Source organism: Sphingobium herbicidovorans, from assembly GCF_002080435.1.
Taxonomy (GTDB): Bacteria; Pseudomonadota; Alphaproteobacteria; order Sphingomonadales; family Sphingomonadaceae; genus Sphingobium; species Sphingobium herbicidovorans.
Map to the genome: position 1 here is coordinate 2,130,997 of NZ_CP020538.1, position 14,732 is coordinate 2,145,728.

Annotated in this window: 16 protein-coding genes; 9 read left to right on the plus strand and 7 right to left on the minus strand. The window is 63.1% G+C overall.

From position 1 onward, the window contains the following. Window positions 1–27 precede the first annotated feature (27 nt). The 7 genes from B6S01_RS10380 to B6S01_RS10410 all read left to right on the plus strand — a co-directional run bounded on the left by B6S01_RS10380 (window position 28) and on the right by B6S01_RS10410 (window position 4,247). Window positions 28–291: a nitroreductase family protein gene (locus B6S01_RS10380; RefSeq protein ID WP_081570369.1), complete on the plus strand. Its 264-nt coding sequence runs from the start codon at window positions 28–30 to the stop codon at window positions 289–291. Continuing rightward, the gene (locus B6S01_RS10385; RefSeq protein ID WP_081570370.1) at window positions 276–554 is read left to right on the plus strand and encodes a hypothetical protein; all 279 of its coding nucleotides are present in this window, start codon (window positions 276–278) and stop codon (window positions 552–554) included. The genes B6S01_RS10380 and B6S01_RS10385 overlap by 16 nt, the downstream gene beginning before the upstream one ends. Before the next feature lie 656 nt (window positions 555–1,210). Continuing rightward, window positions 1,211–1,864: an energy transducer TonB gene (locus tag B6S01_RS10390; RefSeq protein ID WP_037467796.1), complete on the plus strand. Its 654-nt coding sequence runs from the start codon at window positions 1,211–1,213 to the stop codon at window positions 1,862–1,864. Between the two features lie 68 nt (window positions 1,865–1,932). Next, on the plus strand, window positions 1,933–2,691 hold the full coding sequence (locus tag B6S01_RS10395) for a MotA/TolQ/ExbB proton channel family protein (protein ID WP_174525907.1): 759 nt from the start codon (window positions 1,933–1,935) through the stop codon (window positions 2,689–2,691). Between the two features lie 116 nt (window positions 2,692–2,807). Then, window positions 2,808–3,296 carry an ExbD/TolR family protein gene (locus B6S01_RS10400; protein WP_037467794.1) on the plus strand — a complete coding sequence of 163 codons (489 nt, stop codon included), beginning with the start codon at window positions 2,808–2,810 and terminating at the stop codon, window positions 3,294–3,296. Window positions 3,297–3,315: 19 nt separating this feature from the next. Continuing rightward, the gene (locus B6S01_RS10405) at window positions 3,316–3,738 is read left to right on the plus strand and encodes an ExbD/TolR family protein (RefSeq protein WP_037467793.1); all 423 of its coding nucleotides are present in this window, start codon (window positions 3,316–3,318) and stop codon (window positions 3,736–3,738) included. A 191-nt stretch (window positions 3,739–3,929) separates the two neighbouring features. Next, complete coding sequence (locus B6S01_RS10410; RefSeq protein WP_037467792.1) at window positions 3,930–4,247, plus strand: PilZ domain-containing protein; 318 nt, start codon at window positions 3,930–3,932, stop codon at window positions 4,245–4,247. Window positions 4,248–4,266: 19 nt separating this feature from the next. Here B6S01_RS10410 and B6S01_RS10415 read toward each other — a convergent pair whose 3' ends face one another. Both B6S01_RS10415 and B6S01_RS10420 read right to left on the minus strand, forming a co-directional pair. After that, window positions 4,267–6,054 (minus strand): ABC transporter transmembrane domain-containing protein, encoded by a 1,788-nt coding sequence (locus B6S01_RS10415; RefSeq protein WP_037467790.1) that lies wholly within the window; start codon window positions 6,052–6,054, stop codon window positions 4,267–4,269. A gap of 57 nt (window positions 6,055–6,111) precedes the next feature. Further along, window positions 6,112–7,398: a class I SAM-dependent methyltransferase gene (locus B6S01_RS10420; RefSeq protein ID WP_037467788.1), complete on the minus strand. Its 1,287-nt coding sequence runs from the start codon at window positions 7,396–7,398 to the stop codon at window positions 6,112–6,114. Window positions 7,399–7,501: 103 nt separating this feature from the next. On the opposite strand from B6S01_RS10420, the gene dgcA reads away from it, so the two are divergent. Beyond that, entirely contained in the window at window positions 7,502–8,479 is a 978-nt protein-coding gene (gene dgcA, locus B6S01_RS10425) for an N-acetyl-D-Glu racemase DgcA (protein WP_037467786.1), read from the plus strand. Here dgcA and B6S01_RS10430 read toward each other — a convergent pair. The 5 genes from B6S01_RS10430 to B6S01_RS10450 form a co-directional block, all read right to left on the minus strand. Beyond that, window positions 8,473–8,874: a hypothetical protein gene (locus B6S01_RS10430; protein ID WP_407695218.1), complete on the minus strand. Its 402-nt coding sequence runs from the start codon at window positions 8,872–8,874 to the stop codon at window positions 8,473–8,475. The genes dgcA and B6S01_RS10430 overlap by 7 nt on opposite strands. A gap of 85 nt (window positions 8,875–8,959) precedes the next feature. Continuing rightward, window positions 8,960–10,132, minus strand: coding sequence for a mechanosensitive ion channel family protein (locus B6S01_RS10435; RefSeq protein WP_037467784.1), 1,173 nt, complete (start codon window positions 10,130–10,132; stop codon window positions 8,960–8,962). 22 nt (window positions 10,133–10,154) lie between these two features. Beyond that, complete coding sequence (locus tag B6S01_RS10440) at window positions 10,155–11,162, minus strand: DNA topoisomerase IB (RefSeq protein WP_037467782.1); 1,008 nt, start codon at window positions 11,160–11,162, stop codon at window positions 10,155–10,157. A gap of 58 nt (window positions 11,163–11,220) precedes the next feature. Further along, entirely contained in the window at window positions 11,221–11,937 is a 717-nt protein-coding gene (locus B6S01_RS10445) for a hypothetical protein (protein ID WP_051908421.1), read from the minus strand. Further along, the gene (locus B6S01_RS10450) at window positions 11,937–13,304 is read right to left on the minus strand and encodes a putative O-glycosylation ligase, exosortase A system-associated (protein WP_037467780.1); all 1,368 of its coding nucleotides are present in this window, start codon (window positions 13,302–13,304) and stop codon (window positions 11,937–11,939) included. The genes B6S01_RS10445 and B6S01_RS10450 overlap by 1 nt, the downstream gene beginning before the upstream one ends. 200 nt (window positions 13,305–13,504) lie before the next feature. Here B6S01_RS10450 and B6S01_RS10455 point away from each other — a divergent pair, with 200 nt between their 5' ends. Then, complete coding sequence (locus tag B6S01_RS10455; protein ID WP_037467778.1) at window positions 13,505–14,731, plus strand: TIGR04063 family PEP-CTERM/XrtA system glycosyltransferase; 1,227 nt, start codon at window positions 13,505–13,507, stop codon at window positions 14,729–14,731. The last annotated feature ends 1 nt before the right edge of the window (window position 14,732 follow it).

Below are 14,732 nucleotides of genomic sequence, written 5' to 3' on the forward strand. Positions count from 1 at the left end.
GAAATCAAACAAACGGAAGGGCTGCCAATGACGGTTGCTGACGAGAAAACCCTGGAAATCCTCTTCACAGAGGCACGTTCTCAGAATGGCTGGACCGACCAGGTGGTAACGGATGCGGAACTTCAGGAGGCATATGATATCGCCAAATGGGGACCGACCTCGATGAATATCCAGCCATTTCGGGTGGTATTCCTGCGCTCTCTTGAGGCAAAGGAGCGGCTCAAACCCGCGCTGAAGCCGGGCAATGTCGAATTAAGCGTTGACCCGTCATCACCATGCAGGACAAGATGATCCCCATCCATCCCGCCGGTGAGTCCTATGTCGATGGGGTTCCGTGCGTAGAAGTAGTGGCCGGCGACGAACTCGGTGTGGTTCCTCACCGTCATGTGTGCGCCGACGCCATACGGGCCAATGGACCCGTCCAGGCCCTCCTCGTCGACACCGGGGACCGCAGCGCCATGCTCGATTGCCGTGCTGGAAGTGTCGGTCATCTGACCGGCATCCTGCCCTATGATCTGTTTCCCGGCGATAGCTTGCAGCCTCACAGCCGGTGAAACAGTCGGATTATCCGGGTAGCTATGCCCGTCATAGCGCAAGCGCGCCTCATATCCGCGAACGATGCCTCCACCAGCGACCATCACTCCCAGATCACGCCACCCATGCGTAGTTGTCGCCAGAACGCGAACGGGGGGGCGGGCGACGGAGATATCGGTGATTTCCCGGTAGCCGGTCGGCGTCATGGCCAGGACGTAAAGGTCGCATCCCCCGCTGCCGCAAAGGTCGGCTTTGCCGCCGCCTTCAGACGTGGCCATTGCGTAGATCAGCGCCTCCGGCTTCTTGTCCCCGTCCAGGTCCGCCAACGCGACGGTGTAGCGCGTCAGCTTGTGATCCCGGATGAAGGCCGCGACCCCGGAAGGCGCTGTTGGAGCTGCCATCCCTGCGGCCGTAATCAGGCCGGCGATTGTAGCTGCGGAATAAACGGCCAGACGCTTCAAGACAGCCTCCACCACAAAATGTCGCGACGCGCTCATGCGCCAATCGTTTTACCTTGCCTATGCGTTCCCGTAAACGAACCTGTAATGGGAATCCGGCAGCAAATGAACGGATAGGGGCCAAAGGGGACCGGGGATGACCCGGCCAACTGTGGCCGTTTTTTTGGCTTATTTGCCGTATAACAATGGTAAGCTGAGTTAAGGAGTGTCGTTGCCGAATGGCCTATGCTGACCACTCGCAAGGATCGAGTCGCACGATCTCGATTATCATCGTCGCCCTGATTCACGCTGTTCTGGGTTATGCCTTCGTCACCGGTCTTGGCATGAAATATGTCAAAAAGGCGGCTGAACAGCTGAACGTGATCGAGGTGAAAGAGGAACCGCCGCCACCGGACGAGGAGCCGCCGCCGCCGCCGCCAGACCAGCCGGTCGAGCCGCCGCCGGTTGTAGCGCCGCCGCCCATCGTTCAGACGCCGGCTCCGGCGCCGCCGATTCAGACGGTTCGTACGCCGCCGCCGGTTTTCAACCCGGTTCCGGTCGCTGCGCCTCCGCCGCCTCCGCCGCCTCCGGCTGTTCCTGCGTCGCGCGCAACGCCACGCAGTTCGCCGGGCGGCTGGCTCAGCGACGCGGACTATCCCAGCCGTGCGCAGCGTGAAGAACGCTCGGGCACCGCGGGTTTCCGTCTGGAGATTGGTCCCGATGGACGGGTAACCAACTGCACCATCACCTCTTCGACCGGGCATTCCGATCTCGACGAGGCGACGTGCAGGCTGCTTCCGCGACGCGCACGGTTCAAGCCCGCGACCGCGGCAGGTGGAGGCCCCATGTCCGACACCTACAATGGTCGCATCACGTGGCGACTGCCTGAATAATTGTATCGGGAAGGCTGGCGCTGCCGCCTTCCCCTTTTATTGATCCTTTTGAGAGGGAAGTCTTGAAAATGTTGATGTATCTCGCAGCTGCGGCCGCGCCGAAGCCGGAAAACCCTTATGGCCTGATGGAGGCTCTGGAGCAGGGCGGCACGATCGCCTGGGCCACCTTCCTCATCCTCTGCGGCATGTCGGTTGGCACTTTCTACATCCTGTTCACCAAGCTCATCGAGCAGCAGAAGGTGATCAATCAGGGCAAGAAGGTTCGCGCGACCTTCTGGCGTTCGCCAAGCCTGAAGGAAGGCTCGGCCAAGCTGGAAAAGAATTCCGCCTACAAGCAGATCGTTGACGACGGCATCAAGGCCCAGGAAGAACACACCAAGCTGACCGACCCGGTCGAGGCGCATGACTGGCTGCATGGCTCGCTCGCCCGTTCGGAAGCTTCGATCAACTCGAAGCTCGGCGGTGGCCTGGCATTCCTCGCGACGGTCGGTTCCACCTCGCCGTTCATCGGTCTGTTCGGTACGGTTATCGGTATCTACCGCGCGCTCATCAAGATCGGCGCTGCCGGTCAGGCCTCGATTGACGCCGTTGCCGGCCCGGTCGGTGAAGCTCTGATCATGACCGCGCTGGGTCTGGCTGTGGCCGTTCCTGCGGTGCTCGCCTACAACTTCCTGCAGCGCCGCAACAAGTCGATCGCCGAGCAGCTGAACGGCTTTACCGTCGATCTGCTGGCCCACCTGGTGTCGAACGGCGCGGTTAAGCCTTCGTTCGCCGCTACCCCGGCTCCTGCCGTCGCCAAGCCGGCTGCGGCTCCGACCAAGGCCTGATTGGGTCAAGGGCCGGTGGAGGAACCGGCGGGCGGCTGCGACCGCCAAGGTTCCTCCCCCGGCCATGGGCCCCGTGCTGACGGGGCGCCATCGACACGGATGTTAGGAAATTATCAATGGCAATGAGTGTTGGCTCCGACGGCGGTGATGACAAGCCGATGTCCGACATCAACACGACGCCGCTCGTCGACGTCATGCTGGTGTTGCTCATCATCTTCCTCATCGCGGTCCCGGTCGTCGTCCAGACGGTTCAGCTGCAGCTTCCCAAGGTCGCGTTCGAGCCGACGACGACGAAACCGGAAAATGTCTCGCTGTCGATCACGCAGGCGCCCGATGGTGGCTGTGCGGTCTACTGGAACCTGACGCGCGTGTCTTCTGACGAGCTGCTCAACCGCGCGGTTGCGAAGCTGGAAGCGGACATCAAGAAGGCGGGCGGCGTGGAAAATCTGACGCCGGAGGATCTGCCCGAAGTGCATATTCGCGGCGACATCAATACGCCTTACCGGTGCATCGGCGGCACCATCTACACGATGCAGCGCGCCGGTTTCCCGAAAGTCGGCTTCATCTCCGAACCCGAACCGGGTACGCAGACGCAGCGGCTTTAAGTTTTAGGAGTATCGCCCCATGGCTATGAGTGCCGGAAGAGAAGATGGCGAGCCGATGGTGGAAATGAACACGACGCCGCTTATCGACGTCATGCTCGTTCTCCTCATCATGTTCATCATCACCATCCCGATCCAAACGCACGCGGTAAAGATTGATTTGCCGCAGAATGCGCCGCCGACCGACAGCGTCATCGACCCCGTCAAGAACAAGGTGGCGATCGATCAGGGTGGCGTTATCACCTGGAACGGTTCGGCCATCGACCTGCTGACCTTGCGTCAGTATCTGCAGCAGTCGCTGCGTTTGCCGGTCGAGCCTGAACTGCAGTTCCAGCCCAATGCCGCGACGCGTTATGTCGTCGTCGATCAGGTGTTGGCGGAGATCAAGCGCGCTGGCGTCACGAAGCTGGGCTTCGTGGGCAACGAACAATATTCGCAGTTCTAGGGGCCGAGCGTCGCCACCGCCATCTGGCCGGGAATATTCGACTTCCCGTTTCCGGGCGTGGGCAGGGGTGACGCAACAGCCTTTGGCAACTATCGGCAAGGGTCGCTTCGGCGGCCCTTTTTTTGCTTTGCGCCTGCAATGCTTCCTTAACCCTGATGAGCGATATTAAGGCCAAGGAACGCATTTGAATCATGGCCGCTGGACATCAAATCGACCTGAGCACAAGGACCAGCCGCCTGGCTGACCGGCGCTATGTGCAGGTGCCTGTCAAGGTTCGCAGGCCCGGAGAAAACTGGTTCAAAAGCTCCGTCGCAGACCTTTCGGTCGCTGGCTTTCGTCTTCAAACTTTCATGAAGCTGACAACGGGCGACAGCCTTTGGATCATGCTACCCGGATTTGAAGGACGCCGCGCTCATGTCCTTTGGACCCGCGGACATGAGGCGGGCTGTCATTTCGAACGCCCGTTACACCCGGCAATCCTGGATCATATCGTCAGAATAAGCCGGTAGGGATGGCGCCGCGCCCTTGTCAGGCGGCGGGGGCATCCTGGAACTGAAGGCGGGCGAGCCGGGCATACAGGCCCTTCTGAGCCATGAGGGCGGAGTGATCGCCTTGCTCGACCACCCGGCCGCCGTCGAGCACGATGATCCGATCGGCTGCGCGCACGGTCGCCAGCCGATGGGCAATGACAATCGTCGTGCGTCCCTTCATCAGCCGTGCAAGCGCGTCCTGAACCAGCCGCTCCGATTCGGCATCCAGGGCCGATGTCGCTTCGTCCAGCAGGAGGATGGGCGCATTGCGAAGCAAAGCACGTGCGATCGACAGGCGCTGACGCTGGCCCCCAGACAGACGGGCGCCGCCTTCGCCAAGGAAAGTGTCCAGTCCCTCTGGCAAGGCACGCAGGAAGGTTTCGGCATTGGCGGCCCGCGCCGCTTCCCAGATCTGCTCATCCCCGGCATCCCAACGCCCGAACCGCAGATTGTCGCGCGCCGAAGCGGCGAAGATCACGCTGTCTTGCGGCACCATCGCCATCATGTCGCGAACTGCGCCGGGGTCCGCCTCGGGCAGGGGCACGCCGTTCAGCCGGATCGTGCCGGCAAGGGGGTCGTAGAAGCGCAGCGCCAACTGGATCAACGTCGATTTGCCCGCGCCCGACGGCCCGACAATGGCCACCGTCTCGCCCGGCCTGATGTCGATGGAGACGCCATGCAGCGCCGCATCGTCCGGGCGCGTCGGATAGCTGAAATGCACCTGATCGAATTCGAGATGCGCGCCCTGGGGAAGCCGTGGGAGGGGCGTGGCGTGTGCAGGCGCGACGATCTCGGGCTTCGCCGTCATCAGTTCGTGCAACCTGCTGGCTGCGCCCGCTCCCCGGAGCAGGTCGCCCCAGGTTTCCGAAAGCGCGCCGAACGCGCCCGCCACCAATCCGCCGGTCAGCACGAACGCGGCGATGCTGCCCCCGGACAGCCTGCCCGCCGCAACGTCGAGAGCGCCCTGCCACATCACCGCGGTGATGGAGCCAAACACCAGCGCGATGACGACGGCGGTCATGGCCGCACGGAGCAAGATCCGACGCCGCGCCATCGCGAATCCGGCTTCTACCGTGGTGTCGAAACGTGCCGCCTCGCGTGCTTCCTGTCCAAAGGCCTGGACGATCTTCATTGCGCCCAGAACCTCAGCCGTCGCGCTGCCAACGGCGGCCAGGCAATCCTGGCTTGCGCGCGACAGCTTGCGTACGCGGCGCCCCAGGCTGATCATGACCAGCAGGATGAGCGGAATGCCCAGCACCAGAAGTGCGGCGAGCTTTGGCGCAAGAGCGAACAGATAGATAAGCCCGCCGGTGCCAGTGACCAGATTGCGCAAGGCGACCGAAACGGTGGAGCCCACGATCTGATCGATGATGGCGGTGTCCGCTGTCATCCGCGAAGCTATTTCGGACGGGCGGTTTTCCTCGAAGAAGCGCGGCTCCAGACGCAAGAGATTGGCCTGCGTCGCTGAACGGATGTCGGCGACGACGCGCTCGCCCAGCCAGGAAACGAAATAGAAGCGCGCCGCAGTCGCCATCGCCAGGATCAGCACGATCAGCAGCAGATATTGAAACCAGCGGCTGATATCGCCTCCGCCCATGAAGCCCCGGTCTATGACCAGCCGAAAGCCGCTGGGGATCGCAAGCGTCGCGGCCGAAGAGACCATGAGCGCCGCGCCCGCCGCTGCAATGCGGCCGGGATAGCGCACGGCGAAACGCCACAGCATGGCCAGGCTGCCAAGGGAAGACGGCGCACTGTCGCGCGGGTTGGGCTTTTCCGCTTCTTGCATGTGCGGGCGCTTAGCAGCCCCTTATGCAAGCCTCAACGAGGATCGGCGCGTATCCCATCAAAGGGGTGGGGTGATCTCCGCCGCCAGTGTCATGATGCGGCGCGGCGCGGTCCGCCCGGTAAGGGCATAGGCCATGTCGCCAGCCTCCCAATAAGCGATGACATCGCTTGCGCGGCGTGCGAGTAGCGGGCGTGCTTCTGCCTCAGTTTCCGCCCGGTCGGCAAAGAAGGACAGTTGCTCGCCAGCCGGGGTGGTAAGCGAAACGGCTATTGCGGGACTGTCGGGGGTAGGGAACAGCTGAACATCGGTCACGCGCCAACTGGGCGGCAGCGCCGGCAGGACGATGCCAGTGGAACGGCGTATTTCATCGCTGTCGAGCGCCGCGCTTTCGACCTGGGAAGCCATATCCCGCCGGAGCAGGCCGGTGCGGTGGGATGCGGCTGCTTCATCCAGAAAGGGGCTTGCCTGCGCCGCTTGCGGAAATTCGCCCAGCTCGCCCCTGGCGATCCAGCCGGTGGCGAGCAGGGCGGCCATGGCCGCCGCACGACGCAGATGTCGCCAGCCGTGGCCGCCGTCATTATCGTTGGCGACCGGCATGGATATATCGCGCCTGCGGCCGACCAGCGTGCCTTTCGTCCCGTCATGCATCAGGCGAAAATCGATATGCGGCCAGCGTTGACGCCAGCGGCGTGCGACAATGCGTTCGCCTGGCCGCGCTGCATCGTCCAGCAGCACGACGGCGTTGGGGGAAAGCCGCGCAAACAGGCTGTCCGCCGCGCCGCGCACCAGCGGATGCACCGACCAGGGTGGACCGTCGATGATCAGCAGGTCGATCCGATCCGGCAGGTTGTCCAGCGCATACCATCGTCCCGGCCAATCCGCGCTTTCAGCGGTGAGCGGGGCGTGGCGCAGGTCGGCGTTCAGCCCGTGATCGGCAAGCCACGCGCGCGTCGCATCGACGAAGCCGCCATGCTGATCGAAGCTGGTCAGTTGGCCGCCCCCATGGAGGGCGAGCGCCTGCGCCGCGACCAGTGTGGACGCGCCCGCGCCGAGTTCGACGACCTGCGCTGGCCGCAAGCGGGTGATTTCGTTCGCTATATGACGCAGAAACCCGACATCGGCCTTCCAGCTTCCCAGATGGGGGAGGGCGTCATGCGGCAGGGCCAGTTCATCGAGCAGCGCTCGCTTGTCCGCCTTCCGACCGCCCGAAAGGCTGGCCAGCAACCACGGCCAGCTGATCGCGCCAAACCCAAGACGCCAGGCCAGGTCGGACATGCTGCGCCGCGCGGCGCTGCCCTGATGTTCGGCCAAGGGAAGGAAACCAGTCAGTTCGCGGGACGTCACGGTAGGCTGATCCTCATATTGAAACAGCGGGACTATGCGAGGCTACGGGATTTTCGCATAGACCCTTGGCGCTCTCTCTTTCTCGTCCGTTTAGGAAACGTCGATGACACATATAATTTCCGCGACTGTTGAACGCTGGCCCGTGGCTGGCGCCTTCATCATCAGTCGGGGCGCCAAGACATGGGTCGATGTGGTCATGTGCGAGGTGGGCGATGGCGAGCATATCGGCCGGGGAGAGGGCACGGCTATCTATTATGAAGGCGAAACGGCGGAAGGCTGCGCAGCGGCGATCAGCGCCTATGATGGTCCGCTGAACCGCGAGGCATTGTTGCACAGGATGCCGCGCGGCGCGGCGCGCAATGCCCTCGACTGCGCTCTTTGGGATTTGGAGGCGAAGCAGGCGGGGCTGCCTGTGTGGCAACTTGCGGGGCTTCAGGCTCCCGTTCCCTTGCCGACCGCCTTTACGATCAGCCTGAACGAGCCCGCGCAGATGGAGGCGGATGCGCGCGCAGCCGCCGCGAAAGGGTTCGCGCTGCTGAAATGCAAGTTGACCGGAGACGGCGATCGGGCGCGTATAGCCGCAGTTCGCGCGGGTTCGCCCAGCGCGCGGCTGATCGTGGATGCCAACGAAAGCTGGCATGACCTCGACGTCGCGGCCGAAGCGCGGGCTTTGGCCGAACTGGGCGTCGAGATGGTCGAGCAGCCTATCCTTCATGGCCGCGAGGAAAGGTTGAGGGGCGTGAAGTCGCAATTGCCGCTTTGCGCCGATGAAAGCTGTCATACGCGGGCCGATCTTGACCGCTTGGGCGATTTCGACGCGGTCAATATCAAGCTCGACAAGGCGGGTGGGCTGACGGAGGCGCTTGCATTGGCGCAAGAGGCGCGCGCGCGGAATTTTCGGGTGATGGTTGGGTGCATGCTCGGCACCTCGCTCGGCATCGCTCCGGCGGCGCTGGTCGCCCAGGGGGCGGACTGGATCGACCTGGATGGCGCGCTGCTGCTGGCCAGGGACCGAGATGGCGGCTTGCCGTTGAAAGACGGCTTGCTCCACCCCGGAACGCTCTGGGGCATGGGTCAGTAACCCAGCGTCAGGCCCAGCGTGTAATATTTCGGCCCGATATTTCCCTTTGCCCGCAGCTTGGGAAAGATCGGCATGGCGATCGTCGCATAAGGACGCACATTGTCGCCGCTGACCCGGACACCCGCGCCGATCGTGGCAGAGGCGGGCAGGGTATAGGCTGCCTCCACCCTGCCATAGAGTTTGGTGTTGCCGTCGCGAAGATAGACGCCTGCTCCGGGCGTAAGGCTGAATCCCGCGACATCCATGGCGTAGCCAGCGCCGATTTCCGTGCCCCAATGGCCATCCGCGCGGCCATAGTTCGCTTCCACGCCCAACCCTTCTGCGTGGGCCGATGGAGCGAGGGCAAGCGCGCTCAACAACGCAGCGGCGGCGTATTTCCGACGTGTAATCATCATCTTCCTCGATACTGGCGGAATGACGCCTGACTGGCTCGCCCGGTTCAGGCAAGCAAGGGGAAGGTGAAGCGAATCGAAAATCCGATCAGGCGAGAGGCGAAACTCTTTTGCCGTCGATATAGACCGAATCGGGATAAGGCATGATGGTCCGGCCGTCAGGCGCGGCCGTGAAGCTCGTCTGGGTGGGGTAGGCGAACTCGATGCCTTCGGCCTTGAACCGTTTCCAGATGGCGAGACCGACGCGGTGACGCGATTCAAAATAATCGTGCTGGTCCGGCTGCGGCACGTCGAAATTCAGTTCATAATCCAGCGAGCTTGCGCCGAAGCGCACCAGGCCCGCATTGATGAAATGAAACTCTTCGGCATCCACGATTTCCCGCAGGATTGCTGGAATGGCGTCCGCCTTCTCATCCGGCGTCTGGTAGATGATGCCCAGCGAAAAGGTTACCCGGCGCTGCTCGAGCGTGTGAAGGCTGGTGATTTCCTTTTGTAGCAGATTGGCGTTCGATATGACCTTCTTCTCGCCGGACATTGCACGCAGGCGCGTGCTTTTCAGCCCGATCTTTTCGACCCGGGCGGTCGTCTGGTCATAGGTGATGACCTCGCCACGGCGGAAGGGCTTGTCGAAGATGATCGAAAGGGCTGCGAACAGGTCTGAAAATATGCCTTGGGCCGCAAGGCCGATGGCGATGCCGCCGATGCCGAGGCCAGCAACCAGGCCGGTGACATTGACCCCCAGATTGTCGAGCACCACGACAGCAGCGATTGCGAACAGGCCGACCGTCACGAGCAGGCGGATAAGACCCATGGCATTGGCCAGCGTTTCGCCATGTATATCGTCGCCGACGGTCTTTCGCTCGACCAGGCCCAGGATGATTTCCCGCGCCCAGATGGCCGCCTGGAACACGGCGGCGATGGTGAAAAGAAAGATGACGGTTTTCAGCACCATCGGCGGAGGACTGGCGTAACTGACAACCAGACGCGCGGACACCAGCGCCATGAAGAAATGGGTCGTGCGCGAAACGGCGCGGCCGATGACATGGGAAAGACCTATCGTATCTCCCGGCCTGCCATTGAACCGCTTGCCAAATTGTCGGAGCGTGGCGAGCGCCAGATAGATGAGAATGCCCGCGCCCACCGCGATCAGGATCTGCAGCGAGTGGATGGAGAACCAACTGGCCGTCGCCTGCCATAATTCCGGAAGGTTCGAGGGCGGAACCGCGATATCTGAAAGGGCAGGATCGTTCTGAGCAGCCATGGTAATCCCGAAATATGGGCGGTCAGGCCGCCAGGGGTAGAGCGGTACGCGCGCCCTGCTCTTCCAGAAAGGCGATCAGTCCACGCTCGTAACGGGTCAGATAGCGCGTACTGCGCGGCAAGCGAAGCCCCGCGCGCCATTCATCCTGTCCCGATTTGCACAAGTCGATAAGCGCAGGGTGGATGTAGCTCTTGCGACTGATCGCGGGCGTGTTGCCCAGCGCCTCCGCGACGGGCGCGACCATCTGCGCCAACGATACCGGCCCGGACGCCAGCGTTTCGAAGGCGATGGTCGAAGCGGCCCAGGTACGGAAATGCTTGGCGGTGAAGTCGTGGCGCATGGCCTGCGCGATATAGGCGTTGACGTCCCCGGAACTGATCGGGCGGGCAACGCCATCCTCATCCAGATATTGAAACAGATGCTGGCCCGGCAAATCCTGCATCGCGCGCACGAAACGCAGCAGGCGGCGGTCGCTGATCGTCAGGTCATGTTCTCGCCCCGATTTGGCGCGATAGCGCAGCCGCAGCTTCTGACCCGTCAGATCGACATGGCGGCGGCGCAGCGTTGTCGCGCCGAAGCTCTTGTTGGCGGCGGCATATTGTTCATTGCCGATACGCACCTTGGCGAGGTCGAGCAGGCGGACGACAGCGGCAATGGTGCGCTCCTTGCGCAGGCCGCGAGTCGACAGGTCGGCTTCGATCCGGGCGCGAAGGCGGGGCAGGGCGCGGCCAAAGAGTGCGCAACCACTATATTTCTCGGCCTCGCGCGCGGCGCGAAACTCGGGATGGTAGCGATATTGCTTCCGCCCGCGATCGTCATAGCCGGTGGCCTGGATATGGCCGTGCGGCTTCAGGCAAAACCAGCAATCGCGATAGGCGGGCGGCATGCCAACGGCGTTCAACCGCTCGATTTCCTCACGGTCGGTGATGCGCGTGCCGTCGGGCAGGAAATAGGCCCAGCCTCGTTTCAGCGCGCGGCGTGAAATTCCCGGCAGGCTGTCATTGGCGTGGACGAGGCGGCTTTGGGGCATGAACTCCTTCTCAAGAGCCTCTAACCCGCCTTTCTTGCCTTCGTTCCGCGCCTTTGCCTTACCTGTTGAGGAAGGGTGCGCTTGCGCCGTTCGCGGAAACGCCAGTGCGGCGAAGGCGCCAATGGTCCGGGTGGCGGCGGATCACCGACAGATGAGCCAGGGTGAGAGTGGCCCCCAGCATAGCCGCTGGCATGGCAATGACGGCGGATTCGGGCACAAGCCAGGCGCACAGCATCGCTGCCCCCGCAACCATTGCGCAGAATATCGTCGATTGCGCTTCGCCATCCGGGCCGCGCATCCAGAATACACAGCCGCTCATGCCCAGCGCAAAGGCCATGGCGAGGCGAGCGGGCTGGCCCTGCCCGGCGAGGCCGCAACCGATCAGCAGAAGAAGGATCAGGGCGGCAAGACCGGGGCGCGGCAGGCGGCCGAGCATATAGGCGCCGACCGGATAGATCAGCAGTTCGCCCATCAGCACGGCGGCCAGTATCGATCCGGCAAGGGCCGCCTGCTGCGGACCTGCAATCACCGCGACCACGGCCGTCCCCGCCCAGGGGACGATTCGGCCCGGCGCCATGCGAATATGGCTTGCCCAGCCCCGTAGCCCGGCCCGACATTCCCAGCGGCGATCGGCCAGGCGCAACTGGAAAGCGGCGATGATGAACAGTGCCTCCACACCCCAGGGCATCAGGTCCGGGCCGATCATCGGCGATGCCAGCACAAGGCCCAGGAGCAGGCCGTGGGCGACTCCCAAAATGCGGAGTTCTCCGCTCATCACATTCCTCCCCTGATCGGTCGCAATGGTTGTAAAGACGCGCGCCGGTCCCGCGCCGCCGCCCCGCGCTTGCGCGTGAGATAGGTGTCGAGACCGATCTGCAGCGATAGCATCATGAATATGAAAGGCTGGTAAGCGATGCCGACGAACAGCGAACCGACCATGTAGATAATGTGCCCCTGTTGCAGCGCGAGCGCGAAGGGCGCGATCCACGCGTCGCCCGGACCGTCCCGGTTGCGGTAAAGACGGCGGACCGATTCGGTGCGGATGAAGCAGATGAGGTGGATCAGCAGCCAGACGGCAAAGCCGAAATAGCCCTGTTCGCCGAGCATTTCGAAATAGGCGCTGTGATAGGCGCGACCCTTGTCGGTGACGAGCCGCCGTTCGACGCGCGATCCGCCGCTGTCGATCACGCGTTCCTGCGTATGATAGGTGAAGCTGTTCTGCAGGTAGTTGTCGAAGCCGCCGCCTCCGGGATGCTCCTTCACATAGCCCAGGGTCCATTTCCACACAGCGAGGCGCGTGGAAGCGCTTTCGTCGCCCTGATGATTCTCGATCGTCGACATGCGCTGGGTGAAGCTGGCGGGCAGGAAGGGAATGGCGGCTAGCGCGGCGATCGCCATTAGCGGACCATAGACGAAGCGCCGCTTCGACCGCATCAGCATGAGGCCCGCCAGCACCGCGATGCAGACCAGACCGGTACGCGCTTCCGTGCCGATTGGCATCAGCAGGCATGCAAGGCAGAGCGCATAGGCAAATCCGCGCACGCGCCAGTCGGGCGGGAATATGGTCCCATGCTTCGCCAGCCATAGGATCAGCGGGATCAGCGAAATGGCGACGCAGCTGATGATGCTGCCTTCGTAAAGCCCGCTATTATTATCCACCATCAGGTTCAGCACGCCATAGCCGCCGCCCGACAGCGCCGTCTTCATGCCGCCGTTGATGATGATCGTGCTGGCGCACAGCACCATGAAGAGCGCCAGCGCCTCCAGCCGCAGACGGGTTCGCAGGGTGAGCGGCAGGAAGATCGCGAAGATCATCGCCTTCCACACCCATTCCCATTTCGTCTGTGCGTCGATCGGGAAGTCGGCGGTCGCCGTCGTATAGCCGCACCAGGCGAGCAGGATCAGCAGCAGCAGCTGGCGCATGGAGAAGCGGCAGTCCGCTTTCTTGTCCACCAGCAGCCATGCGCCGACGGCCAGCGCAAAGGCGATGGCCGAAATGGGGATGCTGTTCAGCAGGAAATAGGAAAGCCGCTGGGGTGAGACGATGTCGATATAGGCATAGACCGCGATCAGCAGGAAAGGCCGCCGAAGGCCCAGCAGGAAGAAAGCGCCGAGGAAGGCGACGAAGAAGAGGTCACGCATCGGGCGTGCGCTCCGCAGCCGATTCATCGTCCAGATCGTCACGCGACAGCAGCCGCCATGCCGCGAGCATGATCACGCCATGGCTGATGAGGAGGGAGAGAGCGTCAATCATCGCGTGAGGGATTCGTCCGTGGCCACGCGCTTTTCCTAGCCCGTCAGAGTTGACGGGCCGTTAAACCTTTTCCGGCACAAGATTGCCCATGACTCGGATACTCCACGTGCTCGATCACAGCCTGCCCATGCACAGCGGCTATACCTTCCGCACCCGCGCGATCCTGCGGGCGCAGATGGCGAGAGGCTGGGATGTGCGAGGCATCACAGGCCATCGCCATGGCGCGGCGGGGCCTGCGGAGGAGGTTGTCGATGGCCTGCATTTCCACAGGACGCCTGGGCAGGCGGCAACGGGCAATCCGCTGCTGCGCGAATGGCGCGATATTTCGGCCCATGCCGACGCCATCGATTCGCTCATTGGGCGCTGGCGGCCAGACATTATTCATGCCCATTCGCCGGTGCTGAACGCCATGGCCGCCCAGCGCGCCGCCAAGCGGCACGACATTCCCCTGGTCTATGAGATCCGCGCCTTTTGGGAAGATGCGGCGGTAGGCAACGGCGCCGGTACTGAAGGAAGTCCGCGCTACTGGTTGACCCGACAGCTGGAAACCCATGCCGTGCGCGCGGCCGATGCGGTTGCGGTGATATGCGAGGGGCTGCGAGCCGATCTGGTGTCGCGCGGCATTGATGCTGACAAGATCATTGTTTCGCCCAACGGCGTGGACATGGAGCAGTTTGGAACCCCGGTGGCCCGCGATCCGGCGCTTACCGCCAAGCTCGGCCTGGAAGGGGCGGACGTTGTCGGCTTCATCGGCAGTTTCTACGATTATGAAGGTCTGGACGACCTGATCGCAGCCATGCCACGGCTGGTGCGCGCGCGGCCGAAGGTCAAGCTGCTGCTGGTCGGTGGCGGTCCTTGCGAACAGGCGTTGCGCGATCAGGCGACGGCATCGCCCTTTGCCGACCATATCCTGTTCGTCGGCCGCGTGCCGCATGACCGGGTCGAGGACTATTATGCCCAGGTCGATATCCTCGCTTATCCTCGCAAGGCGATGCGACTCACCGATCTGGTGACGCCGCTCAAGCCGTTGGAGGCGATGGCGCAGGGACGGCTCGTCGCCGCGTCGAGCGTTGGCGGACATCGTGAATTGATCGAGGACGGGGTGACGGGCGCCTTGTTCGCGCCGGGCGAGCCAGCCGCGATTGCGGCGGCGTTGGCGGGCATGTTTGCCGATCGCGACTTCTGGGACAACCGACGGGCGGCCGCGCGGGCATTTGTCGAGCGTGAGCGTAACTGGTCATCAAATATTCTGCGTTATGAGCCGGTTTATGAGCAGCTTTTGCAGCGACCGCAGCGCATCAGCGCCGCCGCCTGAA

Coding starts and splice junctions, on each gene's coding strand:
- B6S01_RS10380 (WP_081570369.1), top strand. CDS start 28: ATGACGGTTGCTGACGAGAAAACCCTGGAAATCCTCTTCACAGAGGCA.
- B6S01_RS10385 (WP_081570370.1), top strand. CDS start 276: ATGCAGGACAAGATGATCCCCATCCATCCCGCCGGTGAGTCCTATGTC.
- B6S01_RS10390 (WP_037467796.1), top strand. CDS start 1,211: ATGGCCTATGCTGACCACTCGCAAGGATCGAGTCGCACGATCTCGATT.
- B6S01_RS10395 (WP_174525907.1), top strand. CDS start 1,933: ATGTTGATGTATCTCGCAGCTGCGGCCGCGCCGAAGCCGGAAAACCCT.
- B6S01_RS10400 (WP_037467794.1), top strand. CDS start 2,808: ATGGCAATGAGTGTTGGCTCCGACGGCGGTGATGACAAGCCGATGTCC.
- B6S01_RS10405 (WP_037467793.1), top strand. CDS start 3,316: ATGGCTATGAGTGCCGGAAGAGAAGATGGCGAGCCGATGGTGGAAATG.
- B6S01_RS10410 (WP_037467792.1), top strand. CDS start 3,930: ATGGCCGCTGGACATCAAATCGACCTGAGCACAAGGACCAGCCGCCTG.
- B6S01_RS10415 (WP_037467790.1), bottom strand. CDS start 6,054: ATGCAAGAAGCGGAAAAGCCCAACCCGCGCGACAGTGCGCCGTCTTCC.
- dgcA (WP_037467786.1), top strand. CDS start 7,502: ATGACACATATAATTTCCGCGACTGTTGAACGCTGGCCCGTGGCTGGC.
- B6S01_RS10430 (WP_407695218.1), bottom strand. CDS start 8,874: ATGATGATTACACGTCGGAAATACGCCGCCGCTGCGTTGTTGAGCGCG.
- B6S01_RS10435 (WP_037467784.1), bottom strand. CDS start 10,132: ATGGCTGCTCAGAACGATCCTGCCCTTTCAGATATCGCGGTTCCGCCC.
- B6S01_RS10440 (WP_037467782.1), bottom strand. CDS start 11,162: ATGCCCCAAAGCCGCCTCGTCCACGCCAATGACAGCCTGCCGGGAATT.
- B6S01_RS10445 (WP_051908421.1), bottom strand. CDS start 11,937: ATGAGCGGAGAACTCCGCATTTTGGGAGTCGCCCACGGCCTGCTCCTG.
- B6S01_RS10450 (WP_037467780.1), bottom strand. CDS start 13,304: ATGCGTGACCTCTTCTTCGTCGCCTTCCTCGGCGCTTTCTTCCTGCTG.
- B6S01_RS10455 (WP_037467778.1), top strand. CDS start 13,505: ATGACTCGGATACTCCACGTGCTCGATCACAGCCTGCCCATGCACAGC.